This is a genomic window from Desulforhopalus sp. (genome assembly GCA_030247675.1).
Taxonomy (GTDB): domain Bacteria; phylum Desulfobacterota; class Desulfobulbia; order Desulfobulbales; family Desulfocapsaceae; genus Desulforhopalus_A.
This window is the reverse complement of sequence record JAOTRX010000015.1, coordinates 1-6,815: the sequence shown is the minus strand read 5'-3', so window position 1 is coordinate 6,815 and position 6,815 is coordinate 1. Positions and strand designations below refer to the sequence as shown.

General features: G+C 45.7%; 8 protein-coding genes. 5 read left to right on the top strand and 3 right to left on the bottom strand.

All coding sequences use genetic code 11. The features are described 5' to 3' along the window. Both OEL83_20965 and OEL83_20960 read right to left on the bottom strand, forming a co-directional pair. Positions 1-784, bottom strand: a 784-nt coding sequence (locus tag OEL83_20965; GenBank protein MDK9709517.1) for a type IV secretion system DNA-binding domain-containing protein, incomplete at its 3' end; no start/stop codon positions are given. Between the two features lie 71 nt (positions 785-855). Then, entirely contained in the window at positions 856-1,536 is a 681-nt protein-coding gene (locus OEL83_20960; protein ID MDK9709516.1) for a hypothetical protein, read from the bottom strand. Between the two features lie 387 nt (positions 1,537-1,923). On the opposite strand from OEL83_20960, the gene OEL83_20955 reads away from it, so the two are divergent. Further along, complete coding sequence (locus tag OEL83_20955; protein ID MDK9709515.1) at positions 1,924-2,871, top strand: zinc dependent phospholipase C family protein; 948 nt, start codon at positions 1,924-1,926, stop codon at positions 2,869-2,871. A gap of 3 nt (positions 2,872-2,874) precedes the next feature. Continuing rightward, positions 2,875-3,300, top strand: coding sequence for a hypothetical protein (locus OEL83_20950; protein MDK9709514.1), 426 nt, complete (start codon positions 2,875-2,877; stop codon positions 3,298-3,300). Between the two features lie 147 nt (positions 3,301-3,447). On the opposite strand, the gene OEL83_20945 is transcribed toward OEL83_20950, so the two are convergent. Then, positions 3,448-3,837 carry a hypothetical protein gene (locus tag OEL83_20945; GenBank protein ID MDK9709513.1) on the bottom strand — a complete coding sequence of 130 codons (390 nt, stop codon included), beginning with the start codon at positions 3,835-3,837 and terminating at the stop codon, positions 3,448-3,450. A gap of 647 nt (positions 3,838-4,484) precedes the next feature. Between OEL83_20945 and OEL83_20940 the strand changes: the two genes are divergently transcribed. From OEL83_20940 to OEL83_20930, 3 genes are all read left to right on the top strand, one after another. Beyond that, positions 4,485-5,219 (top strand): hypothetical protein, encoded by a 735-nt coding sequence (locus tag OEL83_20940; protein ID MDK9709512.1) that lies wholly within the window; start codon positions 4,485-4,487, stop codon positions 5,217-5,219. 121 nt (positions 5,220-5,340) lie between these two features. After that, a complete protein-coding gene (locus OEL83_20935) occupies positions 5,341-6,330 on the top strand; it encodes a hypothetical protein (protein MDK9709511.1) in 990 nt (329 codons plus the stop codon). A gap of 26 nt (positions 6,331-6,356) precedes the next feature. After that, on the top strand, positions 6,357-6,767 hold the full coding sequence (locus OEL83_20930; GenBank protein MDK9709510.1) for a single-stranded DNA-binding protein: 411 nt from the start codon (positions 6,357-6,359) through the stop codon (positions 6,765-6,767). Positions 6,768-6,815: the final 48 nt, after the last annotated feature.

Below are 6,815 nucleotides of genomic sequence, written 5' to 3'. Positions count from 1 at the left end.
TGCGACCAACAAACGCCTGGATGTTAGAGGCAATGACCTTCCCAGCGGTATAAGCCGCCCGTTTGGTGAGCAACGAGCCAAGCTGGACAATCATGATAACGCCTTTGTCTTGCTCAAGGCGGCTGATGAAACGGTTTTCGTTGGCCTGACCAAGAATCTGTCCTACATTACCACTGGTTAATTCCGTCAGCGCCACACGCAGCGAAGAGGCCACCTTGGAATGGTAGTCAGCTGTCGAAGCGATAATCCTTCGTAAATCCATTACAAGCTGCCTGGCCCGTGGGGTGGCAATACCTTCGATTTTTTCTTTCAGCTTCTCAAGATCAGCATGACTGATATTATTTTTGACATCGTTGAGGTTGAACTCCGGTATTCTTTTATTTGCCTCGGCCAGCAGGATAAGGGCCTGTACCACCACCAGGCTGATTTCGTAGGCAACAGAAAAGAAATAAGGCTCCCTGCCTACCGCAACACCGGCGGTAATATGGGCCACTATTTCCTCGACCATATAATAATGAGAGAGGGGATTAAGAACTGCACTGTATTGGGGAAAGACAGGGGTAAGCAGTATTAAATCCCCTTGCCTGCCGGTGTCGTAAGCCACCTGTACTATTTTGGAGAAAAGTTCGTTGTCGCCCTTGGGGTCGATGACTACCACTGAATACCCCTTGCGAATGTCCTGCTCGATGATTCCTTCCATAGTGCGGGTCTTCCCCACCCTGGTTGTCCCGAAGCACCAGAAATGCCCTTTGCGGTCATTATCAGGGAAACCAAGTGGTATCATTTTGTCTGGATGGTCCAGATGAAAGCCATCGCCTATCTTGGTATACGGCTCTTTTGGCTGTTTTCTCCAGATCAAGATTTTTTACCCACTGCGATCTTTCCTACCGTAACTTGAATATGCTCATGCAATTCCCTGGATGCAGTCAAAATTACCTGTTTTGGTAAAAACCCGCCGGCTTCAACAAAACTCTTATGGCCGACATACCGTTTGGTGCAATAGAGAGTTATCTCTGTGGCTGTACCAAGCTGCTCTCTCAGTAAAGCAGTCACCAGATTCTTTGAAACACGATCAACCACCACCTTGACCCGGGTGCTCCCGCGCAATTTCACAGAGTCCACCCGTCGCAGATGAAATGCTCGTCTTTGGCCAACGGCCAACATATTCCGTTCATGCATGCCGACACGATTAGATGGACACTCGGCTATGATTGCCAGGCCTTTTTCAATCTCGATCTCCACCAGGAAACCATCATTGTTTTTACGGATAATATCCCCCCATCGCAGCTCATGTTCCAATTGTTTATAACGAGCCACTTCATGCAGGCAAGCAACCTTGGTAAAATTCTGATCAAGTGCCCTCTGGAGAGTGTTCCAGCCCCGCACGGAGACAAAATCAAGTTGATTTTGTAGGGGGATACCTGACTGCTTGGCATAGTGCAGTGCCTGCAGGTAGTCGTCAGCAAACAGGACAACCGTACCTGTCCCATACCAGCGAGACAGCATAGTCGAAAAGGTCCTCTCGATCTCAGCCACAACCTGACCTCGGCTGAGGCCATATTTATCGACGAAAGAATTGATGATTTCGTTGTATTGGGTCTGCATATTTGCCGGATGTTATTTTTCCCTCCTATTATCTCTTTCCGGCCATGTATGCTTTTTTGAGGAATTATTTTCATTTTTCTCTGTTTTTATGTAAAAAAACAGTAATGTCCGGTTTGAAAATTGTATAAAAGCATCAAGTTAAATAACCTCCAGCAAAGCTGGTGAGGTTGCCAAACGAGAATTACTTATGGCTATGCATGATCAACAATCCGAATTGGTATATAAACAAGCCTAAGCAAACATAGTGGAAGTTCCGGTTCCCACCTCCGATTCTTAGAATTGGCTGTGGTCGCATAAATAGACAAATAGGAGGAAATAATGCCTGGAGCTTATGCACATATGACGGTGGTCAACATCTTGCGGGATCCGATCCGCCTGGAGGCGACCCCTGGTTTTCCCGATGAGGCCATCTCCGCTCTATTAGAGTATTTCCGATTTACGGAACTTGGTGCGGTCAGCCCCGACTATCCCTATCTTGCCATAGGGGATAGCAATGCAGCACAATGGGCCGATGCCATGCACTATACTCATACGGGAGCAATGATTCAGGCAGGGGTTGGGATTCTGGAGGGCATGGAAGGAGAGGAAAAACGAAAGGGGTTAGCGTGGCTTTTCGGCTATGCCGCCCATGTAACAATGGATGTGACCATCCACCCGATTGTTGAATTAAAGGTTGGGCCATACGCGGAGAACAAGATGGCGCACCGTGTATGTGAAATGCATCAGGATGCGTATATCTTTCAACGGCTTAATCTGGGTCAGGTTGGCCTGTCTGAACACCTTGATTCAGGGATAATGCGTTGCGGAGAATTGGGTGAAAGCCACAATCTCGATACCGCCATAGTCACCATCTGGGACCAGATACTCCAAAAGAACCACCCGGAAAAGTATTCAAGCAACAGGCCTGACATCCAAAAATGGCATCATCGCTTTATGCAGGTTGTCGACAAAGTTGAAGACGGGAATAAACTTCTTCCTCTTTCCAGGCATGTGGCGGTTGATTGTGGGCTGACCTATCCAGCCGCCAAGTCAATTGATCGGGGAATGTATATTGATAAATTACAAATCCCACAAAACCCTACGTCAACGGGGTTTCGTTCCTACGATGAAATTTTCGATATGGCGGTGGATAATGTTCGCGATATATGGGCGGCGGTTGCCGCCGGCACTTTCTCGGGAGACACCCGTTACCTTAGCCAGATAGGTGATTGGAATTTGGACACAGGCAAGAACGGCCAAGATGACAAACTTGTATTTTGGAGCTGAACGATGAAGATCACATTTTCGATGGTAGGTATTTTGCTAGTGTCGCTCACCTCCGGATGCATGCTCTTTCGTACTGATGAGAGTAAGTCCTTGCGACCACTCGGTTCGGCCCTGACCAAATTAAGTTCAGAGATGGAATCTCTCGTCCGTTATCAGAATCCGCCTGCAGACGCTACAGACGAGGAGTTGCTCAGGTTGGCGACCAAAAATGATCCTGGCTTTCTTGACACCTTTCATGGGTACAAGATTCGTGTTCACTCCCAGGATAGGCATGCGATTATTCTTCTTTGCACTGCCGATGGCAAACGAGGCCTTCAAGAGGATCTTGGTTGTACGCCGTCTCTGGATCGCAACCTTTGGAAAGAGGATGCGGCGATGCCCTGTGATTTTTCCCTCTCAGTGCAGTTGGGGTGCCGATTGACAAAATGACGTTTGATAGACGTTCTGTCCTGTTTGTTCTCCGTCTTCTAACCTTCATCCCTGCTTGCAGGGATGAAGGTTAGATACATGCCTATCCGGTTGCAACAGGTTGGCATTTCTGGTTTCGAGTTAACCGTCGATTTTGGACAATGGTGCCTATTTGCAGAATGCTGAAGCACCACACGACTGTAATTGCTGGCAACAAGTTTTTTTTGCGAAGATGCATAAACATCCCGATCCTGCGGGATTAGCTGGACCTGTGCTAATCGGATAGGCATGCCTCGTTGGAATAATTTCACTTTTAACCTTCATATTCCAGCCCCGCACGGAGACAAAATCAAGCTGATATTGCAAAGGAATACCTGACTGCTTGGAATAGTGCAGTGCCTGCAGGTAGTCGTCACCAAACAGGACAACCGTACCTGTCCCATACCAGCGAGACAGCATAGTCGAAAAGGTCTTCTCGATCTCGGCGACAACCTTACCTCGGCTGAGGCCATATTTATCGACGAAAGAATTGATGATTTCGTTGTATTGGGTCTGCATATTTGCCGGATGTTATTTTTCCCTCCTATTATCTCTTTCCGGCCATGTATGCTTTTTGAGGAATTATTTTCATTTTTTATGCAAAAAAAGTGATATTTTCTCCAGGAGTTAACACGAACAATTATTTTCTTGATTTCTTTCAAGAAAGGATATTTATTTGGGCTATAATTCCACTTAATTTAATTAAGTAATCCCTTCCGGGAAAATAACTGAGGCTTCATGGTATATTTTTCATAATATATTTCGATGAATGACCCAGTGATTTTTGTACCTGCCATATGATTTCTGCAAGAAAAGTTTAATCACATTTGTGAACCTCTTTTTTGGATGATTTTGGATATGGCCTCCCCTGACAAGACGACAATATTATTATTTTTATTCTGATTTCATTGTCCTCTTCGTCAACTTTTCCAACCCCCTTTTTTTTCATCGACAAGACAAATCCGTCCGGACAAATCCCATACAAGAAAAGTTTAATCGCATTTGCGAACCTCTTTTTTGTGGATAAATCCGTTTGATTTCTTCTGTCGTTGACTCCCCATAGCACATAGCAACACCCCACCCCATCAACGGGAGAAAAATAACTCTCCCTCCATGGGCATAGTTGTCTTCTCCCACAATCCACAAGATTAAAGGAGAACAAAACCATGTCAACACTCATAGAAAAGATTCACGAAATCAACGAATTGATCAGAAGTTTTGGCCGCAATGCCGTGCAGGAAATTAAAATGAATGACAAGGACGGCAAGGTGATTGGTCAAATTCGCTATGGCTATAAACCGCAATATGTATTTGACGCAGTCAATCAAATCATAGGACCGGAAAACTGGCGTTATGAACTGACTAAGGAAGAGATTTTTGATAATCAGGTTGTCGCAGAGGTGAAGTTATTTTTGAAAACCGATACCGACGAGTGGCTTTGCAAAGGATCACACAAAGGACAGATGAATATAGTGAAAGGTAATGTTGGCGATGCAGAGAAAGGAGCAATTACCGATGCACTTCAGAAATGTCTCTCCCTTTGCTCTATCGGACAGGATTCATATCGTGGCTTACTTGGGACTGTTTACAATTCACGCAGCCCACAAGCGCCACCCGGACAATCTCAATCGAAACGCACCCCGCAATCTCAACCAATTCTTCCACCAAAAACTGAAGTGACGCAACCAACATTACCACCAACTACAGAGACTCAACCAGCTCCTCCAGAACCTACCGATTCTGCTTCCCTGCCCAAGATTGACGGAATCACATACGAACATCATGACAGTATTATTATCGCAATGGGCAAAGTCTTTGATAAGAAGGAGCTATTAAAAGCGGTAGGATTCAAGTGGAATAAAGATCAGAAAAACTGGTACAAAGACCTGACAACCCATTAAGCTGACCCTAACATAAGCTAGTTATAGCGTTTTTACCCACCCAACGAGGGAGCAACACTCTTCCCTCAAGGGAAATCCGTGTGTTCTCCCCGCAAATTTTTCATTTCTAAGGAGAAACATCATGGATATCAAAAACACACTGCTCACTGGGTTACAAAAATTTGCAAAACAACACACCCTCACCACCTTGGGAGATCGAAGCAGCTACCTTGGCGCATCTGATATTGGATACTGCCCACGAAAGGTAATTCTTGATCGATTACATCCCGCCGAACATGACCTGGCCACATTGCTCCGTTTCCAAAGAGGACACATGGCCGAGGATATTGTCGCAAACGCAATGACCGCAGCAGGCTTTAATAATTTCGACCGACAGGTTGAGGCTATTGCCAGCGGTAATACTCCCATCAGGTGCCACATTGATTTTGTTTTCAATGCACCGAAACTGAAAGCCGTACTCGAAGTCAAATCGGTTAGCGCCATTCCTGACGGGCCGTATAGCTCCTGGGAATCTCAACTGTACATGCAGATGGGAGCGTTAAAAGAACAATTTCCAGATTACAGGGTCAAAGGTGCAGTTCTGGCTATTGATTTAGGAAGCGGTGATATTGGATTTTTCAACGGCTACAAGCCAGATGAGATTTTGTACAAAGGATTGAAAGACAGGGCGACATCCATCTGGACAGATTATCAGTTCATGATGCTCGGCCACCCCAAAAATCCACCAACCGACCCCAGCCCGCTCTGCGGATATTGTAATAATTTGACCACCTGTCCCAGATTTGCAGCCAAAGAGGTTCCTGATCTGGAAGATTGTGTCACCGAATTACGATCTTTGCTGGAACAGGGCAAGGTATTGGACAAACAGATTGAACCCATGAAGGCCAATTTACTTTCAATAGTAAATCAGGCCGGCCATTCAATCAAAGTAAACAACACCATCCTTTCTAAAGCAGTTCGGACGCGACAACATACTGATACCGGACGCTTAACAGCATTTTTGGCGGAGATGGGGCATACGATGCAGGAATTTCAAGAATCAAGCTCGTACTCATACCTGGATATTAAAACCGCCAAGACGACACTCCCAAAAATCCAAAAAGCAGCATAAACCAACAACCCATCAAGGAGAACAACATCATGAACAAAGCAATGATAATCGGCAACTTAGGCAATGATCCAGAAATTCGTTACACTCAGAAAGGTACTGCTGTGGCAACTTTTTCTATCGCTACTACTGAAAGGTGGAAGGATGCAGACGGAGTACAACAGGAGCATACCGAGTGGCACAAAATTGTAGCCTGGAAAGGATTGGCCGAAATTTGCGGAGATCACCTCAAGAAAGGCTCGAAAGTCTATATTGAGGGCAAAATGCAAACCAGAAAGTGGGAAGAGAACGGTAATATTCGTTACACCACTGAGATTATTGCCAAGAGCATGGAAATGCTTGGTGGTAAAAACTTTGATAGGGAACCTGCCTCGTCTTCTGCTACTCATGGAAATAATGGTGATAACCCACCATTGCCGGGCGAGGAAGTTCCGTTTTAATCTGACGTAAAAACCAGTTCACCCACCAGGGGCAAAACATCCCCTGCC

Excerpts from the sequence above, each read along its gene's own strand:
- OEL83_20955 (MDK9709515.1), top strand. The coding sequence starts at position 1,924 with ATGCCTGGAGCTTATGCACATATGACGGTGGTCAACATCTTGCGGGAT.
- OEL83_20950 (MDK9709514.1), top strand. The coding sequence starts at position 2,875 with ATGAAGATCACATTTTCGATGGTAGGTATTTTGCTAGTGTCGCTCACC.
- OEL83_20945 (MDK9709513.1), bottom strand. The coding sequence starts at position 3,837 with ATGCAGACCCAATACAACGAAATCATCAATTCTTTCGTCGATAAATAT.
- OEL83_20940 (MDK9709512.1), top strand. The coding sequence starts at position 4,485 with ATGTCAACACTCATAGAAAAGATTCACGAAATCAACGAATTGATCAGA.
- OEL83_20935 (MDK9709511.1), top strand. The coding sequence starts at position 5,341 with ATGGATATCAAAAACACACTGCTCACTGGGTTACAAAAATTTGCAAAA.